Origin of the sequence: Mesorhizobium sp. M0938 (assembly GCF_040319125.1) — a bacterium.
Lineage (GTDB): Bacteria > Pseudomonadota > Alphaproteobacteria > Rhizobiales > Rhizobiaceae > Mesorhizobium > Mesorhizobium robiniae.
In genome coordinates this window covers 139,381-156,356 of sequence record NZ_JAMYNS010000008.1, presented here as the reverse complement: position 1 = coordinate 156,356, position 16,976 = coordinate 139,381, and the positions used below count along the sequence as shown (strand labels likewise).

At 62.8% G+C, this 16,976-nt stretch carries 17 protein-coding genes and 1 tRNA gene; 6 read left to right on the top strand and 12 right to left on the bottom strand.

From position 1 onward, the window contains the following. Positions 1-317 precede the first annotated feature (317 nt). Entirely contained in the window at positions 318-695 is a 378-nt protein-coding gene (locus NKH73_RS16325) for a flagellar export protein FliJ (protein WP_029349790.1), read from the top strand. A gap of 376 nt (positions 696-1,071) precedes the next feature. Here the strand turns inward: NKH73_RS16325 and sciP are convergent, their stop codons facing one another. Then, positions 1,072-1,347: a CtrA inhibitor SciP gene (sciP, locus tag NKH73_RS16320; RefSeq protein WP_006203587.1), complete on the bottom strand. Its 276-nt coding sequence runs from the start codon at positions 1,345-1,347 to the stop codon at positions 1,072-1,074. Between the two features lie 85 nt (positions 1,348-1,432). Next, complete coding sequence (locus tag NKH73_RS16315; protein ID WP_352933305.1) at positions 1,433-1,582, bottom strand: hypothetical protein; 150 nt, start codon at positions 1,580-1,582, stop codon at positions 1,433-1,435. Positions 1,583-1,619: 37 nt separating this feature from the next. Here NKH73_RS16315 and mnmA point away from each other — a divergent pair, with 37 nt between their 5' ends. Next, positions 1,620-2,810 (top strand): tRNA 2-thiouridine(34) synthase MnmA, encoded by a 1,191-nt coding sequence (gene mnmA, locus NKH73_RS16310; RefSeq protein WP_352933302.1) that lies wholly within the window; start codon positions 1,620-1,622, stop codon positions 2,808-2,810. A gap of 15 nt (positions 2,811-2,825) precedes the next feature. Here mnmA and NKH73_RS16305 read toward each other — a convergent pair whose 3' ends face one another. Then, positions 2,826-3,833, bottom strand: coding sequence for a Gfo/Idh/MocA family protein (locus NKH73_RS16305; RefSeq protein ID WP_352933300.1), 1,008 nt, complete (start codon positions 3,831-3,833; stop codon positions 2,826-2,828). A gap of 334 nt (positions 3,834-4,167) precedes the next feature. On the opposite strand from NKH73_RS16305, the gene NKH73_RS16300 reads away from it, so the two are divergent. Next, a tRNA-Met gene (locus NKH73_RS16300) sits at positions 4,168-4,244 on the top strand. Positions 4,245-4,519: 275 nt separating this feature from the next. Here the strand turns inward: NKH73_RS16300 and atzF are convergent. Genes atzF through NKH73_RS16260 form a run of 8 tightly spaced genes read right to left on the bottom strand, consistent with a single transcriptional unit; the run spans position 4,520 to position 12,834 of the window. Continuing rightward, positions 4,520-6,370 carry an allophanate hydrolase gene (gene atzF, locus NKH73_RS16295; RefSeq protein ID WP_352933298.1) on the bottom strand — a complete coding sequence of 617 codons (1,851 nt, stop codon included), beginning with the start codon at positions 6,368-6,370 and terminating at the stop codon, positions 4,520-4,522. Continuing rightward, the gene (locus tag NKH73_RS16290) at positions 6,367-6,717 is read right to left on the bottom strand and encodes a cupin domain-containing protein (RefSeq protein ID WP_352933295.1); all 351 of its coding nucleotides are present in this window, start codon (positions 6,715-6,717) and stop codon (positions 6,367-6,369) included. Before NKH73_RS16290 ends, atzF begins: the two co-directional genes overlap by 4 nt. Further along, positions 6,710-7,378, bottom strand: coding sequence for a cysteine hydrolase family protein (locus tag NKH73_RS16285; RefSeq protein ID WP_352933292.1), 669 nt, complete (start codon positions 7,376-7,378; stop codon positions 6,710-6,712). The genes NKH73_RS16290 and NKH73_RS16285 overlap by 8 nt, the downstream gene beginning before the upstream one ends. Continuing rightward, positions 7,378-8,910, bottom strand: a complete 1,533-nt coding sequence (locus NKH73_RS16280; RefSeq protein ID WP_352933290.1) for an ABC transporter ATP-binding protein — start codon at positions 8,908-8,910, stop codon at positions 7,378-7,380. Before NKH73_RS16280 ends, NKH73_RS16285 begins: the two co-directional genes overlap by 1 nt. A gap of 10 nt (positions 8,911-8,920) precedes the next feature. Then, a complete protein-coding gene (gene biuH / locus NKH73_RS16275; protein WP_352933288.1) occupies positions 8,921-9,622 on the bottom strand; it encodes a biuret amidohydrolase in 702 nt (233 codons plus the stop codon). A 14-nt stretch (positions 9,623-9,636) separates the two neighbouring features. Further along, entirely contained in the window at positions 9,637-10,563 is a 927-nt protein-coding gene (locus tag NKH73_RS16270) for an ABC transporter permease (protein WP_352933285.1), read from the bottom strand. Further along, positions 10,563-11,687 (bottom strand): ABC transporter permease, encoded by a 1,125-nt coding sequence (locus NKH73_RS16265; protein ID WP_352933282.1) that lies wholly within the window; start codon positions 11,685-11,687, stop codon positions 10,563-10,565. The genes NKH73_RS16270 and NKH73_RS16265 overlap by 1 nt, the downstream gene beginning before the upstream one ends. 19 nt (positions 11,688-11,706) lie before the next feature. Further along, positions 11,707-12,834 (bottom strand): BMP family ABC transporter substrate-binding protein, encoded by a 1,128-nt coding sequence (locus tag NKH73_RS16260; RefSeq protein ID WP_352933280.1) that lies wholly within the window; start codon positions 12,832-12,834, stop codon positions 11,707-11,709. A gap of 291 nt (positions 12,835-13,125) precedes the next feature. On the opposite strand from NKH73_RS16260, the gene NKH73_RS16255 reads away from it, so the two are divergent. Both NKH73_RS16255 and NKH73_RS16250 read left to right on the top strand, forming a co-directional pair. Then, a complete protein-coding gene (locus tag NKH73_RS16255; protein WP_352933277.1) occupies positions 13,126-13,800 on the top strand; it encodes a GntR family transcriptional regulator in 675 nt (224 codons plus the stop codon). A gap of 592 nt (positions 13,801-14,392) precedes the next feature. After that, a complete protein-coding gene (locus NKH73_RS16250) occupies positions 14,393-14,854 on the top strand; it encodes a nuclear transport factor 2 family protein (protein ID WP_352933275.1) in 462 nt (153 codons plus the stop codon). Between the two features lie 10 nt (positions 14,855-14,864). Here NKH73_RS16250 and NKH73_RS16245 read toward each other — a convergent pair whose 3' ends face one another. Then, positions 14,865-15,812, bottom strand: a complete 948-nt coding sequence (locus tag NKH73_RS16245) for a helix-turn-helix domain-containing protein (protein ID WP_352933273.1) — start codon at positions 15,810-15,812, stop codon at positions 14,865-14,867. 267 nt (positions 15,813-16,079) lie between these two features. Between NKH73_RS16245 and NKH73_RS16240 the strand changes: the two genes are divergently transcribed. Then, the gene (locus NKH73_RS16240) at positions 16,080-16,973 is read left to right on the top strand and encodes a hypothetical protein (RefSeq protein WP_352933271.1); all 894 of its coding nucleotides are present in this window, start codon (positions 16,080-16,082) and stop codon (positions 16,971-16,973) included. Positions 16,974-16,976: the final 3 nt, after the last annotated feature.

The window sequence follows — 16,976 nt, the reverse complement described above, 5'->3', positions numbered from 1 at the left end:
CCCCTTTCTACACCTTGTTGAATCTAATAGTGAATCACAGAACCAAACCGCTAATGCAAAACATTAATAAGCCAGACTAAGTGACTCCAGGGACTCGCTGGCCGTGCTTCCGCGTCGAGAGCCGGAATTTTTACCCGGCCTTAAGTCCTGAGCCGTATGATTAACAATGCCCGTAAACGAATGGTTACCGCCGGCAAAAAACTTTAGGAATTTGTTTCCCATAGTTCCGGTAAAGTCGGTGGAAACGGGTGAAGCCTGAGGTTTGCCAGGTGGATTGGACGATATGTGCAGGTGTGCGTTTCCAGGAGTACCGAATCATGAAGTCACGTGAAAACCTCGTTCGGCTGAAGCAGTTTCAGGTGAACGAGAAGCGGCGGCAATTGCTGCAACTCGACATGATGATCGCTGAATTCGAGCGCATGGCTGTCGAACTTGAGCTTCAGATCACTGCCGAAGAAAAGAAAGCCGGCATCACCGACATCAACCATTTTGCCTATCCGACCTTCGCCAAGGCAGCGCGCCTGCGCCGCGACAACCTCAGAAATTCGCAAAGCGACCTCGCCCAGCAGCGAAGCGTTGCCGAATCACTGCTCGGCGAAGCCGAAGCGGAGCTTTCCAAAGCGGAAATGCTCGAATCGCGCGACACCAAGATCCGCGACGCCGAAACCGGCGGCCGCAGCGCCATGATCGGCTGAAAACAAGCCTTCAAGGCCAATCAACGCCCAGCGATCAGGCGTTGCTCATCTCGCCGCTCATTGGTCGAGCAGCTGCCAGGCTTCCGGTGCCATACCCGTTCATGTTCCGCGGCCACCCCGCGGCGCGCAGGCGCAGCGCTCGCTGAAGGTGCTCAAGACCGGTGGTGGTAAGCTTGCTCAACGTCGGCCGTGCCACCAAGTCGAGAGCCGGGCGTAAAACATCCGCATCGAGCGGATGTCGTCTCGCAGGCGTTGTGGAACGTGGCAAGATTGTCGAACCGGGGAAGCTTACCGTCCCCGTGGCAGCAGAGAGAACCGTTCCGGCAAAACAAAACGGCGCGGATTTTTCGCGCCGTTTGACTTCCTCGAACCAGCCTTAATGCCGATATTGCTGGATGCGCGTCGTGCGCAGTCCGGCGAGGCCATACTCGTCGATGGACGCCTGCCAGGACAGGAATTCCTCGGTGGTCAGCTTGTAGCGCTGGCACGCCTCTTCGAGGCTCAAAAGCCCTCCACGCACGGCCGCCACCACTTCCGCCTTGCGCCGGATAACCCAGCGGCGTGTGTTCGTCGGCGGAAGATCGGCAATCGTAAGGGGGCTGCCGTCTGGCCCGATAACATATTTGACTCGCGGTCTAACAAGATCGGTCATCGTACTCTCTACTAAAAACTCAAAGACCCAATCCCCACCACATTACCGCCACAGCTTTAAAATTTGCCTAAGCAGACCCTAATAGCTAGGTAAGGATCATGAACGCCGCGTTAGTCTTTTCGTCGGCATTTGACATATCTGCCCGCAGGCGCCGAATCCGTTCAAAAAAATCGGCCAGTTCGCCAAGCTGGCGCAGCTGGAAAGCTTGACCTATATTCCTGCCATTGGCATTCAAGCGTCGTCATTCAGGTGCCGTGCAGAACGAAAGAACCATGAACAGCCTCGATCTTCCCGAACGTCCCGAAAACACCCGCATCGTTGTCGCCATGTCGGGCGGCGTCGATTCGTCGGTCGTTGCCGGCCTTCTGAAGCGCGAAGGCTATGATGTCGTCGGCGTCACGCTGCAGCTCTACGACCATGGCGCGGCAACGCACCGGGCCGGCTCGTGCTGTGCCGGCCAGGACATTGACGATGCCCGCCGCGTCTCCGAGACGCTCGGCATTCCGCATTATGTGCTCAATTATGAGGAGCGTTTCCGCAAGGCGGTGATCGACCCCTTCGCCGAGAGCTATGTGGCCGGCGAAACGCCGATCCCGTGCGTTTCGTGCAACCAGACGGTGAAATTCGCCGATCTTTTGACGACCGCTAAGGAGCTCGGCGCCGATGCGCTGGCCACCGGTCATTATATCCGCTCCGGCGCCAACGGCGCTCATCGCGCACTGTATCGGCCGGTCGACGCGGACCGCGACCAGAGCTATTTCCTGTTCGCCACCACGCAGGCGCAGATCGACTATCTACGCTTTCCGCTCGGCGGCCTGTCGAAGCCGCAGGTTCGCGCCATCGCCGAGGAAATGGGGCTGACGGTCGCCGCCAAGCAGGACAGCCAGGACATCTGCTTCGTGCCGCAGGGCAAATATTCCGACATCATCGCCAAGCTGAAGCCGACTGCTGCCAATCCGGGCGACATCGTCCATATCGACGGCCGCGTGCTCGGCCGCCATGAAGGGATTTTGCGTTACACGATCGGTCAGCGCCGCGGCATCGGCATCGCCTCAGGCGAGCCGCTCTACGTCGTCCATCTCGACGCCGACCAGGCCCGTGTCGTCGTTGGCCCGCGCGAGGCGCTCGAGACGCATAAGATCTATTTGCGCGACATGAATTGGCTGGGCGACGCTGCACTGTCCGACATCCCAGCGGCCGGGCTTGAGCTTTTCGCCAAGGTCCGCTCGACACGCCCGCCGCGCCCAGCCGTGCTGCATCACAATGCCGGCATCACCTGGGTGGAACTGGTCGATGGCGAGTCCGGCATCGCGCCCGGCCAGGCCTGCGTGCTCTATTCCGACGATGGCAACGAGGCCCGCGTCTTCGGCGGTGGCTTCATCGAGCGTTCCGAGCGTGGCGCCGAGGCCGAGGCGATGCTGACGCGGCTGGCGATCCGGCCGGCGCAGGTTCCCGCCGAATAGACCACGATCCCGATTCTATCGGGACGGACCAGGCTCTAATACAGCGGCACTGTTCTCTCGGGAAGATGATCCGGTGTGGGTAATCGTGCCGGCGGTCAGGATGCGCAGCACCCTGATGGCTTCCTCACCGCTGGTGCGCGGTTCTGCCCGCGTCTCGATGCACTGGATGAAATGCTCGAGCTCTCGCGTCAGCGGCATGCCCTCGCCCACCGCCACATAGGACGGCTCGTTGGTGGTGAAAGCCCATTGGCCGCTGTCTTGCCATACCGCGTGGCGGTAGACGGCGAGCTTGCGTTCCCACGGCTCGACATCGTCGAACACCGCCATCGCCTTGGTGCCGACCACGGTCAGCCGCCGCTCCCGGTAAGGATTGAGCCGCGACGCGAAGAGATGGCTGCGTAGGCCATTGGGAAAGCGCATATGCAGATGTGCGAAATCGCTGAGATTGTCGAGGAGCGCTGCCCCCTCGCCGCGCACCTCGATCGGTTCCGTACCGGTGATGGCGAGAATCATCGACAGATCGTGCGGCGCCAGGTCCCACAGCGCGTCGTTCTCGGTGTGGAACTTGCCGAGCCCGAGCCGATGCGAATGGATATAGCGCACTTCGCCGAGCTCGCCATTGTCGATCAGCGCCTTCAACGTCTCGAAGGCTGGATGAAAGCGCAGCACATGGCCGACCATGAAGACGCGGCCATTGTCGGCCGCCGCCTTCACCGAACGCTCGGCATCCGTCACCGTTAGCGCGATCGGCTTCTCCACCAGCACGTCCTTGCCGCCCTTGACGGCCTTTACCGCCATGTCGGCATGGAACTGCGGCGGCAGCGCCATGACGATGGCGTCGATGTCTTTTCGAGCAAACAGCGCCTCCGGCTCGATCGCCAGGCAATCCTGTTCACTGGCGAAGCCTTCGGCGCGGGCGGGGTTGACGTCCGAGACCGCATACAGCGCGCCGAGGGCCTTGAGGGTGCGGATGTGGTTGCTGCCCCAGTATCCGCAACCGAGGACTGCAATGCGCGGTTTCATCAATTCCAACTCTAGAATTTCGTGGCCGAGACATAGCGGCGCACTCCGCCGAACTCAACCCCGGCATTTCAGCTCAAATTCCTGCCCGGCAAAGCTTTTCGGCCATTGGAGCGACGCGCATCCGCTTGGACGCACAAAGGTTCGCGCCTCACGACTTTGAACCTTCGCATCGTGCTTTCCGAAATCGATTCCGGTATCCGGCCCGAAGCGATAGAATATGCCGGCTGCATCGATGCTTGACAGGCTTGGCCTCCCAACCTTATATCCGCCCGACCTTGGCGAACGCTTCGACATGCCTTCTGATTTAAGGCGGATTTCGGGCCTTCGCCGCCCTGGCGGGGTAGCTCAGTTGGTTAGAGCACGGGAATCATAATCCTGGGGTCGGGGGTTCAAGTCCCTCTCCCGCTACCAAAAACTCCTTAAACCATTGAAATAGCTAAAAAATCCATGTGAAATGGTAGCGCTTCCGTTTGAAATTGATCAATAATTTCAACGCGGCGCCCCTAGTTTCCCGCAAGTGATTTCAGAGCGATGAAGAGCAACACACGTTTTCTTCCCTCAACGCCCGCGCAATCTGACCACCGGGGGTTTCATGAGATAGGGAAGCGTTGTGAGACTGCTGGTCGAGAGGATACCTCCACCGGCGTGCCAATAGGCAAGTCCGGCAAGGCAAGCCTGCACGACGATCAGATCGGGACGCCAGCGGGCCAGTTTAGCCGCTTTTCACTTTGATCGGCCGTGTCTTTGCCGCGTGCGACAAAGCGGCGCCAGCCGCCATAGGCCGAGATGTCGGTGGCCGCCGACAGGCCTGCTGTTTCGGCGAGGAATCCCTTCGCCAACGTTCCATCATCGAGCTCGATCGTGCCAATGCCGAGCGGCGGCGGGATGGCGGCGACGAAGCGGCCGAATGCAGCCGCATCAAGTCTCCAGACCTCTACGTCGATCCGCGTGCCGCCATCGGCAACGCGAATCAGCCCGGGCTTCGGCACCAGCTGGCCGGCCAGCACATAGAGCCTGTAGGCGGCGGCGGTCCTGGTCGCGCGCCCGAACTGCGCGCCTAGCTGATTGAGCTGGCCGTTGAGCGGCATGCCCGACAGATGCGCGCCGACCACCACGAGGTCGATCATGCCGTCGCCGGCCGGCTGGGCGGCCGGCTGCAGGCCGGGCTGCGGCCAGCCCGTGGCGCCGAGCCGAAGGCCGCTCGCCGCATGCAGGTCGCGGGCGAGCATCGCCGTCAGCGCATCGCGGCCGGCCGGCGCCAGCAAGGTGACGCTCATCGGCAGGCCGTCGCCGCGCTTGCCGGTCGGCACGGCGATACCGCACATGTCGAGCAGATTGACGAAGTTGGTGTAGGTGCCCAGCCGGCTGTTGGTCTCGACCGGATCGGCAAGCACGGCGGCAGTGGTGTAGTGCGTCGGCGCGGTCGGCACGCAGAACAGGTCGACCGAGGCGATGACCGGCGCGAGCTTCGCCTTGTAGGCCTGCAAGGCGTAGAGGCCGCGGAAGGCGTCTGCCGCCGACAGGTTCCTGGCGCCGCCGATGATCTTGCGCGTCACCGGATGCAAGGCCGCTTCGTTGGTCTCCATGAAATCGCGGATCGCCGCATAGCGCTCGGCCACCCAGGCGCCCTCGTAGAGCAGGTTGGCGGTGGCGTAGAAATCACCGAAGGGGATTTCGACCAGCCGGCAGCCGAGCCGCGACAGCATGGCAAGCGAGGCCTCGAAGCCGGCCTGCATAGCCGCATCACCGAAGAACTTCAGGTCGGCTTTTGCCGGGATGCCGACACTCAGTACCGGCGGGCGCATGGCGAGCGGCTGGACGGCGACGTCGCGCGAATAGGCATCGGCAGCGTCGCGCGCAGCGGCGACCGAGAACACCCTATAGGCGTCATCGACGGTCAGCGCGAACACCGAGACGCAGTCGAGCGTGCGGCAGGCCGGCACGACGCCGGCGGCCGACAGCGCGCCGACCGTCGGCTTCAGCCCGACGATGTTGTTGAGGCCGGCCGGGATGCGGCCGGAGCCGGCGGTGTCAGTTCCGAGCGCGAAGGAGACTATGCCGCGCGCCGTCGCAACCGCCGAACCGGACGAAGAGCCGCCCGGCACCAGCTCCGGATCGATGGCGTTGCGCGGGATCGGCCAGGGCGTGCGTACGCCGACGAGGCCGGTGGCAAACTGGTCGAGATTGCTCTTGCCCACGACCAGCGCGCCGGCCGCCTTCAGCCGCGCCACCACGGTGGCGTCCCTCTCGGGCCAGTAGGTGTATTCGGCGCAGGCGGCCGTGGTCGGCATGCCGGCGACGTCGATGTTGTCCTTGACGGCGAAGGGAATGCCCCAGAGCGGCTTTGCCACGGGGTCGAACGGGCCGAGGGCTTCGGCTTGAGCAAGGATATCCGCCCTGGCGGCGAGATGGATGAAGATGCCCGGGTCGTCGGCCGCTTCGATGCGGGTGTAGATCGTCGCGATCACGTCGCCAACGGCGAGGCCTTCCCGATAGGCTTCGTGCAGGCATCCGACGTCGAAGTGGATGTCGCTCATTTGGCCTCCCCCAGAATGATCACCGGCAGGTCCCATTGGATCAGCACGACGCAACCGTCTTTCGTCCACACCGAATGCTCGGTGCCGACCGGGTTGAGGACGACGCTGCCGGCAGGATAGTCGCCGTTCTCGTCGCTCTGCGTGCCTTCCAGCACGACGATAGTCTCCAGCCCGACATGGCGGTGGCGCGGCACGCCGGCGGCGGGCCGGTATTTCAGGATTGCGACCGACGGCTCGACCGGCCCGCCCTTGAGCAGCCAGTGCACTGTGATGCCGTCGCGGAAATGTTCGAACGCCAGATCGCGCCAGCCGCCGTCGAGCAGGCCGGTAAAGGCAAGATTAGGCATTGGCAATTCCCTCGAGTACCTGGTCGGTCGTCGCCGTCCAGCCGACGATGGCGCCTTGCGCCCTGATCATGGCGATCGCCGCCGCCTTGAACTCAGGAAAGTAGCTCTCCGTCGCGTCCTCGGCGAGCAGGCACTCATAGCCGCGGTCGTTAGCCTCGCGCATCGTCGTTTGCACGCAGACCTCCGTCGTCACGCCGGCAAAGACGAGCTGCTTTGCACCGAGCCGTTTGAGGTCATTACCAAGGCTGGTCGCATAGAACGCGCCCTTGCCGGGCTTTTCGATAACGATCTCGCCGGGCAAGGGCGCAAGCTCGTCAAGGATACGTGTGCCGGGCTCGCCGGCGATCAGCACACGGCCCATCGGGCCGGCGTCGCCGATGCGGATCGAGGGATTGCCGCGATCGCGCTTGGCGGGAGGCAGATCCGAAAGGTCGGGCCGGTGGCATTCCATGGTGTGGATAACCGGCAGTCCGGCGGCGCGAAAGCCTTCGATCAGTTTCTTCACCGTCGGCACGACCGCCACCACCCGGCTGACGTCGTTGCCGAGGCTGGCGCCGAAGCCGCCCGGCTCTGCGAAATCGCGCTGCATGTCGATGACGATGAGCGCCGTCGCCTGCGGCTCGAAGGCAAAGGCAAATGGCAGGGCATCGATTTCCGCCATTAGTGATGCCCCGCCATGTGTTCACCGATCGTCTGGACGCTCGCCAGCGCGATCGGCGTCTCATAGACGAGCGCTCCGTCGGACATGACGAAGATGCGGTCGGAGAGCTCGAGCAGTTCGTCGAGATCCTCCGACATCAACAGCACGGCGGCACCCGCATTGCGCGCCTTCATGATGCGGGCGCGGATTTCGGCCACGGCCGAGAAGTCGAGGCCGAAGCACGGGTTGGAGACGATCAGCAGGTCGACCTCGCCGGTCAGCTCGCGCGCCAGAACCGCGCGCTGCACATTGCCGCCCGACAGCGAGGCGATCGGCGAGGACAGCGATGCGGTCTTGACCTTGAACTGCTCGACCAGCCTGGCGCTGAACGCGCGGATGGCGCCGGCGCTGATCCAGTTCACCGGCTTGCCGTTGCCGTCGATGTCGAAAGTGCGGAAGGAGATGTTCTCGGCCACCGTCATCTTCGGCGCACAGGCGTTCTTCAGCGGCTCCTCGGGGATCAGGCGGACATTGAGCGCACGCGCCTCGGCGCGCGTCGCCGCATAGGCGGTGCCGCGCACCATGACTTCGCCGGCGTCGCGCGAGCGCTGTCCGGCCAGCACTTCGAGGAATTCCTTCTGGCCGTTGCCGGAAATGCCGGCTATGCCGACGATCTCGCCGGAGCGCACGCCAAGATCCTCGATGCGGATCGACTTCAACCCGGTGCGGTCCGGTGCCTTCAATGCTTTCACCTTGAGCACGATCTCGGCGTCCAGCTTCGGCTCGGTGCGGCTGTCGAGCGCCGCGATCGGCTGGTCGCCGATCATCATCGCCGCCATCTGCTTGTGGTCGAGATCGGCGACGCGGCCGGTGCCGGTCAGCCGGCCCTTGCGCAGCACGCTGACGTCGTCGGCGAACGCCGTCACCTCGTGGAATTTGTGCGAGATCATCAGCACGGTGAGGTCGCCAGCCCTGGTCATGGCGCGCACCAGGCCCAGCACCTCCTGCGCCTCGCCGGGGGTGAGCACCGAAGTCGGCTCGTCCAGCACCAGGAAGGAGCGGCCGAGATAGAGCTGCTTGACGATCTCCAGCTTCTGCTTCTCGCCAGCGGCAAGCTCGGCCACCTTGACGTCGAGCGGCAGCTTGAACGGCATCCGCTCCATGAACAGTGCAAGCTCGCCGCACTCCTTGCGCCAGTCGATGACGCCAGGCACCTTCTCGCGCGAAATGACCAGGTTCTCGGCGCCGGTCAGCGACGGCACGAGCGTAAAATGCTGGTAGACCATGCCAAGGCCGAGTGCCGAGGCATCCTTGGGGCTGACGATCGTCACCTCGCGGCCGTCGACCAGCATGTCGCCGGAGGTCGGGTGATAAAAACCCATCATGCATTTGACCAGCGTCGACTTGCCGGCGCCGTTCTCGCCGAGCAGCGCGTGGAAGGAGCCGGCGGGCACCTTGACAGAGACATCGTCGAGCGCCGTGAAGGCACCAAAGCGCATGGTCATGCCGATGGCCTCGACGCCGACGGCCTTGCTGTGGGTGGTTGCGCTCATCGCGATGTCCTCACGGCAGCTGGGCGACGAGCGCGGCGGCGTTCGACACCGCGCCGAACACGCCGCCCTGCATCTTGATCATCTTGATGGCGGCCAGGTGATTGCCGTAGTCGGTCGCGCCGCAGCAATCCTCCAGCATCACGCATTCGAAGCCCCGGTCGTTAGCCTCGCGCATCGTGGTGTGCACGCAGACATCGGTGGTGATGCCGGTGAGCACGATGTTTTCGATGCCGCGCTGGTTGAGGATCAGCTCGAGGTCGGTGGCGCAGAACGAGCCCTTGCCCGGCTTGTCGATGATTGGTTCTCCCTCGGCCGGATAGAGGTCGGGGATGATGTCCCAGCCCGGCTCGCCGCGCACCAGGATGCGCCCGCAGGGGCCGGGATCGCCGATGCCGGCATTGATGCGGCGCGAGCGCCAGCGCTTGTTGGCTGGCAGGTCGGCAAGATCGGGCCGGTGGCCCTCGCGGGTGTGGATGATAGTGTAGCCCTTGGCGCGCATCGCCGACAGCACCGACTTGATCGGCTCGATCGGGGCGCGGACCAGCGACAGATCGTAGCCCATATGGTCGACATAGCCGCCCGGTCCGCAGAAATCGGTCTGCATGTCGATGATGATCAGCGCCGTGTTGTCGGGCCTCAGATCACCATTGTAGGGCCAAGGATAGGGATCGGCGTCGATGTAGCACTGGGCGATCCCGGCTCTGGCGTTCATGGCAAACTCCGGCGTCATTTGGTGATCGACAACTCGCCCGGCGCGCCGGCGAGCGAACGGCTGGGCGAGGAGGTGGCGATCATGATGATCAGGGTGAGGATGTAAGGGGCGGCGTAGAAGAGATAGTAGCCTTGCGTGACGCCGACCGACTGCAGCGCGGGGCCAAGCGCGCCGGCGCCGCCGAACAGAAGGGCGGCGGCAAAGCAGCCGAGCGGGTTCCAGCGGGCGAAGATAACCAGCGCCACCGCCATCAGCCCCTGCCCCGACGAGATGCCTTCGGTCCAGCTGCCGGGATAATAGAGCGACAGATAGGCGCCGCCGATGCCAGCCAGCGCGCCGCCAACCCCGGTGGCGATGAGACGCACCGTGTCCGGGTTGAGGCCCATGGCGCGCGCCGCATCGGAACTGTCGCCGACGACGCGCAGGATGAGGCCGGCGCGGGTGTTGCGGAAGGCCCACCAAAGGAACACCGCCAGTGCCGCGCCGATCAGGAACAGCACGTTGACGTCGAGTGCGGCTTGCACCTGCGGAATGTCCGACCAGGCGCCGAGGGGAATGGCCGGCAGGTCGGGTGCGGAAGGCTGGATGAACGGCTTGCCGAAGAAGAAGGCGAGGCCCGAGCCGAACAGCATCAGGGCAATGCCTATTGCAATGTCGTTGACCCCGCGGAATTTGCAGATCCAGCCGTGGAACAGGCCGAAGCATAGCCCGGCGATGGCTGCGGCGATGAGGCCGAGCCAGGGCGAGCCGGTCATCACCGCCACCGCATAGGCGGTCATGGCGCCGAACACCAGCGTCCCTTCGAGGCCAAGGTTGATGCGCCCCGAACGCTCGGTGATGGCTTCGCCAAGCGAGACGAAGATGAAGGGCGTGGAAACGCGGATGGCGCCGCCGAGGATGGCGAGCGGCACGCCCCAGAGGCCGATCCCGGTGGCGTCCATCAGCTGCTCCTTTGCCAGAGGTCGGGATTGAAGGCCTTGAAGCGGCCGTAGAAGGTTTCGCTGAACAGAATGACGATGAACAGCATGCCTTGCAGCACCAGCACGGTGGCGTCGGGCAGGTCCATGCGGCGCTGGATCAGCCCGCCGGAGGCATCGATGCCGCCCAGCAGGAAGGCGACCGGGATGATGGCCAGCGGATTGTGGCGGGCAAGGAAGGCAACGAGGATGCCGGCATAGCCATAGCCGGCGGCGAGCGAGGCGTTGGCGCTGCCCTGCACCGCCGCGACCTCCAGCATGCCGGCGAGACCGGCGAAGGCGCCGGCCAGCCCGGTGAAGCCAACGATCAGCGAACCGACGGCAAGCCCCTGCACCTGGGCGGCCCTGACATTTCCGCCGGCGATGCGGGCGGCAAAGCCCCAGCGGGTTTTTTCGATCAGCACCCAGGACAGCACGCAGGCAACGACGCCGACGGCCAAGCCCCAATGCACCTCCATGCCCAGCATGTTGCCGATGCGGTAGATATCGGCGAGCGGCTGGGTCGAGGGCTTGTTGAGCGAGGCCGGATCGCGCAGCGGCCCTTCGACCAGTTGGTTCATCAGCGCAATCGCGATATAGGCCATCAGCAGGCTGGAGATGGTCTCGTTGACGGCGCGGTAATGGCGGAGCGCGCCGACGGCACCTATCCAGATGCCGCCGGCGGCCATGCCCGCCACGCCCATGACGAGAATGACAACGAAGGAGGGAGCACCGCTCAGCACCACCCCGATGGCTGCGGCGGCGACGCCACCGAGCACGATTGCGCCCTCGCCACCGATGACGACGAGGCCGAGCCGGGCCGGCAGCGCCACGCAAAGCGCCGCCAGCAAAAGGGGCGCGGCGCGCGACAGCGAGTTCTGGATCGAGAACCACGAGCCGAAGCCGCCGCGCCACATCGTTTCATAGAGCTGGACCGGCGACTTGCCGACAGCCAGGATGAACAGGCTGAACAGGGCCATGCCGACGGCCAGCGCCGCCAGCGGAATGACGACGGCCTCGGCGCGCCGGGCGATCCATTCCAGCGCCGCCGGATAACCCCTGGCGCCGAATGTCGCCGGCGCGCCGGCCCCTGCCACCGTGTCTGTCATCTTGCCGCCTCCGTCCGGTTCAGGCGGTCGAGCCGACGACGCCCTCGACGAGATAGTCCATGCTTTCGAGCTCGATGGCGGTCTCTGCGAAGGCCTGGCCTTCGCTCGCGACGACGGTGCCCTTGTTGCTCTTCAGCGGGCCCTTGATGACGGAGAAGCCGCCCTTCGTCATCTCGGCGAGAGTGGCGTCGAACTGCTTGCGGGCCGGCTCGGAGACGGCGGGGCCGAGCGGGCTCATCTTGACGAAGCCGTCGGCCAGTCCGCCGCGGGTGAAATTGGGCAGCGGCTTGCCGGCGACGAGGTCGTCGACGAACATCTTGTAGACCTTGGCCCAGTTCCACTCGGCGCCGGTCAGGTATTTCTCGGGCGCCAGCGGACTCTGATTGGCGTGGTAGCCGCAGACGAAGGCGCCGCGGCCGGCGGCCGTCTCGACCACGACCTTGGGGCTGTCGACATGGCAGGTGATGACATCGACGCCCTGGTCGACCAGCGCGTTGGTGGCCTCCGCCTCCTTGACCGCCAGCGACCACTCGCCGGTGAAGATCACCTGGCAGGTGATGGTTGGGTCGACCGAGCGCGCGCCGAGCAGGAAGGAATTGATGTTGAGCAGCACCTGCGGGATCGGCTTGGCGGCGACGAAGCCGAGCTTCTTCGACTTCGAGGTGTGGCCGGCGACGACGCCGTTCAGGTACTGACCCATACCGATATAGCCGAAATAGGAACCGGCGTTCATCGGATGCTTGTCCTTGTTCCACATGCCGCCGCAATGACGGAACTGGACGTCGGGGAATTTCGCGCACATGGCCAGCATATGCGGGTCGAAATAGCCGAAGGAGGTTGGGAAGATCAGCGAGGCGCCGTCGAGGTTGATCATCGATTCCATTGTTTTCTGGACGTCGACCGTTTCGGGAACGTTCTCTTCCTCGACGATCGAGAGGCCTTCGATGCCCTTCAACGACGCTGCCCCTTCGGCATGCGCCTGGTTGTAGCCGTAGTCGTCCTTAGGGCCGACATAGATGAAGCCGACGGTGGCGGTGGCGGCGAAGGCGCGGCCGATTGGAAAGGATGCCGAGGCCAGGCCGAGCGCGGCTCCTGCGGCGGAGGTCTTGAGCAGCTCGCGGCGGTTAAGCGTGAATCTCGCGGTCATTGTGAATGCTCCCCTGTAGGACCCTTTCCGGGTCGGTTAACATGCCTTCAGCAAAGTGCATGCAATCGCCATGCCAGTTTGTTTGGCGAAATTAATTGAATGAAATCAATCATCGATTTAAAAGAGCCTGCTCATGTAGCGGGCAATTGCATGCACTTTTTGCCTTGAAAACAGACAGTTTGACAGGCGGATTAAAATTGAGGCATAGAGAGCCATATCGAGTCGAGCAAGCCGACGGGCCGACCGACTCCACAAGAAGACGACGGAGGAAATTTGTCGGGGAAGCGTAGCTTGATCAGGTCGGGCACGACAGTCGACCAGATGGTGAGGGCGATCGGCGACCGGATCGTCACCGGCTTCCTGCGCCCCGGCGAAAAGCTTGACGAGGCCTCGCTCGCCGCCCGCTTCGACGTGTCACGCACGCCGGTCCGGGAGGCGCTCGGCCAGCTCAGCGCCATGGGCCTGGTCGAAAGGCGGCCGAACCGGGGCGCCATCGTCGCCGTGGTGACGCAAGAGCATCTCGCCTCGATGTTCGAGAGCATGGCCGAACTGGAAGCGATCTGCGCGCGCTTCTCGGCCGAGCGCATGACCAGCGGCGAGCGCCGCTCGCTCGAGATCGAGCATCAGGCTTCGGCACGACTGGTGCAGTTGGGTGCCGAAGAAGACTATGAGTATTTCAACACCGAGTTCCACACCCGGCTCTATCGCGGCGCTCACAATGCCCATATCTACGAAATGACAGTGATGACGCGGAGCCGGCTGGCGCCGTTCCGCCGCGCGCAATTCATGCTGCCGGGGCGTCTCGCCAAATCCTGGCAGGAGCACGACGCCATTGTCACCGCAATCATGCGTGGCGACGGCAATGCCGCTGGCAAGGCTGCCAAGGATCACGTCTCCATCGTCAGCGAAGCGAGCGCTGTGTTTGCCGTTGGCGACCAACTGAGAGCCGCACCACAACACCAGTGATGTCTTTCCGAGAAGGGTTTCGGGTGATTCCAACCCGGTCGCACAGGTTGTGGCACCGCAAAATCGGTGCCGTCATGACCAGCACCGTAGGAAATATCGCAAGGTTTCGAAATGTAGGCAAAGGCGGTAGCGCTCTCCCGCTACCAAAATCAAAATAAGTAGTTGAAATGATTAGCTACCACGGATCTGTGGTAGCGCTATCGGATAAATTTCTCAACAATTTCAATGCTGAACGATCGGCGCAACAGGATGCTCATATCCGCCACGAGCAGTCGTTCGTGCTGAAGTCCGAACGGGGTCGACGGTGAGCGGCGACAGGTTATCGCTGAGCCTCAGAGGCGAAACCAATCCGATGCCGGCAGCGTGCCTGAAACAGCTATTTCACGGACCGAAAACAAAGGCTGTTACAGCCGCGCGAGCAGGACGCGTCTGATACCAGGCGTAAGGAGTGGCGCGCAGCGAACTGCTGCATCGCAGATTCCAGCACGAGCCCGGGGGAAGGAAGGCTCCAACTCTTCGTCTCCAGGAAAAATGTTGGCAACGACCAGGGGGCCAGCCCGGCCTCGGACGCGATTCGAAAAGGCACGAAAGCATGCAAATCGACAAAGAACGCCTTGAATTGACGCAAGTGCTCTACGCGCTAATCGTCGATTACTGGCATGACGTCGACACGAACTGGGGACGAAACGCACCGGACTACTACACCGAGGATGCGACATTCGCGGGGTCGGCGACGACCTATGAAGGGCGTGAGAAAATTCGCGCATTCTACAAGTGGCGGGAAGATCGGGGCGCTCGCACGGTTGTCCATTCGGTGCAAAATTTCCAGGCGATGTTCGACGGCGGTCCCGACACGGCGCTCTGCCATTGGGTACTGATGCTGTACGCCGCGGATGGCAAACCTGTGCTCCCGACGCACCCTCCTATCCAGATCGCCTACATGACCGATCGGCTTGTCAACACGCCACAGGGCTGGAAAGTCACTTACCGGCGTTTCGAGCCGTGGTTCGAAGGCGGCACGCCGCCGACCAACCCGGTCCTGGAAAGCAAGTGAAGTTGGCTGGCTACAGCGCAACGGAATATTCGCGATGCACCGAAGCATCCAGACCGGCACGATTGCGGATGAAATCCAACGCATGCTCGATGTTGGTCCGCGTATCGAGAAGGGGGGCCAGCACGTCTTCCTTGATCCTTCCGGGGTCCACCGACGACTTGAAGAATGATACGGACATCACTGCCGCGACCTTGTCCCTTTCTATGATGGCAACTCCGAGAGTCGTCATCCGAAGCGGTTCAGTGCGCGGGTCACGCACGGCGTAGCCTGCGCGCCGGATACGGTCCAGGCGGTTCCGAAACGCCAGCTCTTCCTTGGCGCCAAACTCCATGGAAAAGCTCTTCCGGAGGCGAACGATGTGCCGTTCTCGTTCTTCGTCATCACAGAAGGCCATGTAGGCGCGGCCCATTGCGGACTTGAACAGATCTGCGCGTTTGCGCAGAACGGTGTTGGTATGCACGACAGGGCTGATCGTGCCCGTCCAATAAAGAATCTCGATTGCGTCGTCATCGAGGACGCCCAGTCCGATCGGCCACTTGATTTTTCTCGTCAGGCCGATGGACAGCGGCCGGGCAACTTCGATGACACGCGATATGCCGCTATAACCTTGCGAAAGCTCGGCCACCTGCTCGGTGACGCGATATCCGCCGCACATGTTGTCGCGAACGACGTAACCCTCGTGCATCAGCGTTTCCAGCATGCGCACGATCGTTGGCCTTGGGATTCCGGTGTCTGCGTAGATGGCATTGACCGTCGCAATGCGTTTTTGATTCAAGACTTTAAGGACGTGCAACGCACGGCAGACCGAGTTGACGGGCGGGTAGGAGCGATCGGACGGGTCTGTGTAACCGCGCCTTGAATTGGTGCGGCAATGCACGCTTGTGGATGCGGTGATCTTGCCGGAGACATCTTCGCGGCCAACATCGTCAGAAGCGTCCTTGTGGGCACCTTTTCGCATCAAATCTCCTCCCGCATCCAAGGTCCGGGCGCTCCTCCAGCGTCACCGAACGAGATCACGTCGGCTTGTGTTTCACAAGGTGAAACCCGTTGGAGTCGGAGATCGCCTTAATTTCACGGTTCGAAATACGACGCCATCTGCATGTCTTCCGCATGGTCTGCTGTCGCATGCTAAGCACGATTGAAATCGAAGCAGGCTCGGAGACGGCCCTCGCCGCGGAGGAGATTTGCCATGAGTGACCTGTCACGACGCCTTGCATCGAAATCCGTGTTTGCGGAGCAGCAGCCTCAACATGTCGGCGACGACGGCCTTTCCAAGACCTGGATCACGCGTGGTGGGAACTTTGCCGTTTGTTACTCCGAGGTGCTGCCGGGCGCCGTTCTGAAGAGGGAAGACAATCCTGAAGAATACATGCTCATCCTGCCGCCGAACTCTACGGCTGTCACCGTGGAAACCGGCAGCGAATCCGTTGATGCCGAACCGGAATCGCTGACGATAGTGCCACCGGGACTGAGCCGGATCGTCGCCCGGAATTCCGGCAGGATCGCGCGGATATTCTCGAAAGCCTCCAACGACGTGATGGCGCTCGCCGTCAATGACGGCGTCTACGCCGATGGGGCCCCCGAACTTGCTCCCGTTGATCTTTGGCCGGAGCCGAAAGACGGTTACAAGCTCCGCCACTATCCGCTCGCGCAATATCTCAGGCCGGGCGGCGAACGCATCCAGCCTCGCTGCTTCCGATCCACGAATATGATGGTCAATTTGTTCGGCCAATTCGCGACGCGTCGTGGGACGACGTCACTCAGCCCGCATTGGCATGATGATTTCGAGCAGGCATCGCTCTGTTTCGACGGCGTCTGGATCCATCACCTGCGCTATAATTGGGGTGCCGACGCGGGAGAGTGGATCCCTGATGACCACGCCGAAGTTCCTTCGCCGTCCGTCACGGTCATACCGGCGCGCGCCATCCACACGAGCCAGGACGTCGGGGAGGATGGGCCCGAAAGTTCACTCTACGACATCTTCTGCCCGCCGCGGCTCGACTTCGCCTCGAAACCCGGCTTTGTGATCAATGCCGATGAGTATCCGCTCCCCGTCATCGAGGGAGAGCAGAAGGCCAAAACCGGCGGAACGTTGTTAAGCTGGCAGAAATCAGCCTAGCCG

Excerpts from the sequence above, each read along its gene's own strand:
- NKH73_RS16245 (WP_352933273.1), bottom strand. The coding sequence starts at position 15,812 with ATGCGAAAAGGTGCCCACAAGGACGCTTCTGACGATGTTGGCCGCGAA.
- NKH73_RS16280 (WP_352933290.1), bottom strand. The coding sequence starts at position 8,910 with ATGAGCGCAACCACCCACAGCAAGGCCGTCGGCGTCGAGGCCATCGGC.
- biuH (WP_352933288.1), bottom strand. The coding sequence starts at position 9,622 with ATGAACGCCAGAGCCGGGATCGCCCAGTGCTACATCGACGCCGATCCC.
- NKH73_RS16265 (WP_352933282.1), bottom strand. The coding sequence starts at position 11,687 with ATGACAGACACGGTGGCAGGGGCCGGCGCGCCGGCGACATTCGGCGCC.
- atzF (WP_352933298.1), bottom strand. The coding sequence starts at position 6,370 with ATGAGCGACATCCACTTCGACGTCGGATGCCTGCACGAAGCCTATCGG.
- NKH73_RS16260 (WP_352933280.1), bottom strand. The coding sequence starts at position 12,834 with ATGACCGCGAGATTCACGCTTAACCGCCGCGAGCTGCTCAAGACCTCC.
- NKH73_RS16250 (WP_352933275.1), top strand. The coding sequence starts at position 14,393 with ATGCAAATCGACAAAGAACGCCTTGAATTGACGCAAGTGCTCTACGCG.
- NKH73_RS16305 (WP_352933300.1), bottom strand. The coding sequence starts at position 3,833 with ATGAAACCGCGCATTGCAGTCCTCGGTTGCGGATACTGGGGCAGCAAC.
- sciP (WP_006203587.1), bottom strand. The coding sequence starts at position 1,347 with ATGACCGATCTTGTTAGACCGCGAGTCAAATATGTTATCGGGCCAGAC.
- NKH73_RS16325 (WP_029349790.1), top strand. The coding sequence starts at position 318 with ATGAAGTCACGTGAAAACCTCGTTCGGCTGAAGCAGTTTCAGGTGAAC.
- NKH73_RS16290 (WP_352933295.1), bottom strand. The coding sequence starts at position 6,717 with ATGCCTAATCTTGCCTTTACCGGCCTGCTCGACGGCGGCTGGCGCGAT.
- NKH73_RS16270 (WP_352933285.1), bottom strand. The coding sequence starts at position 10,563 with ATGGACGCCACCGGGATCGGCCTCTGGGGCGTGCCGCTCGCCATCCTC.
- mnmA (WP_352933302.1), top strand. The coding sequence starts at position 1,620 with ATGAACAGCCTCGATCTTCCCGAACGTCCCGAAAACACCCGCATCGTT.
- NKH73_RS16285 (WP_352933292.1), bottom strand. The coding sequence starts at position 7,378 with ATGGCGGAAATCGATGCCCTGCCATTTGCCTTTGCCTTCGAGCCGCAG.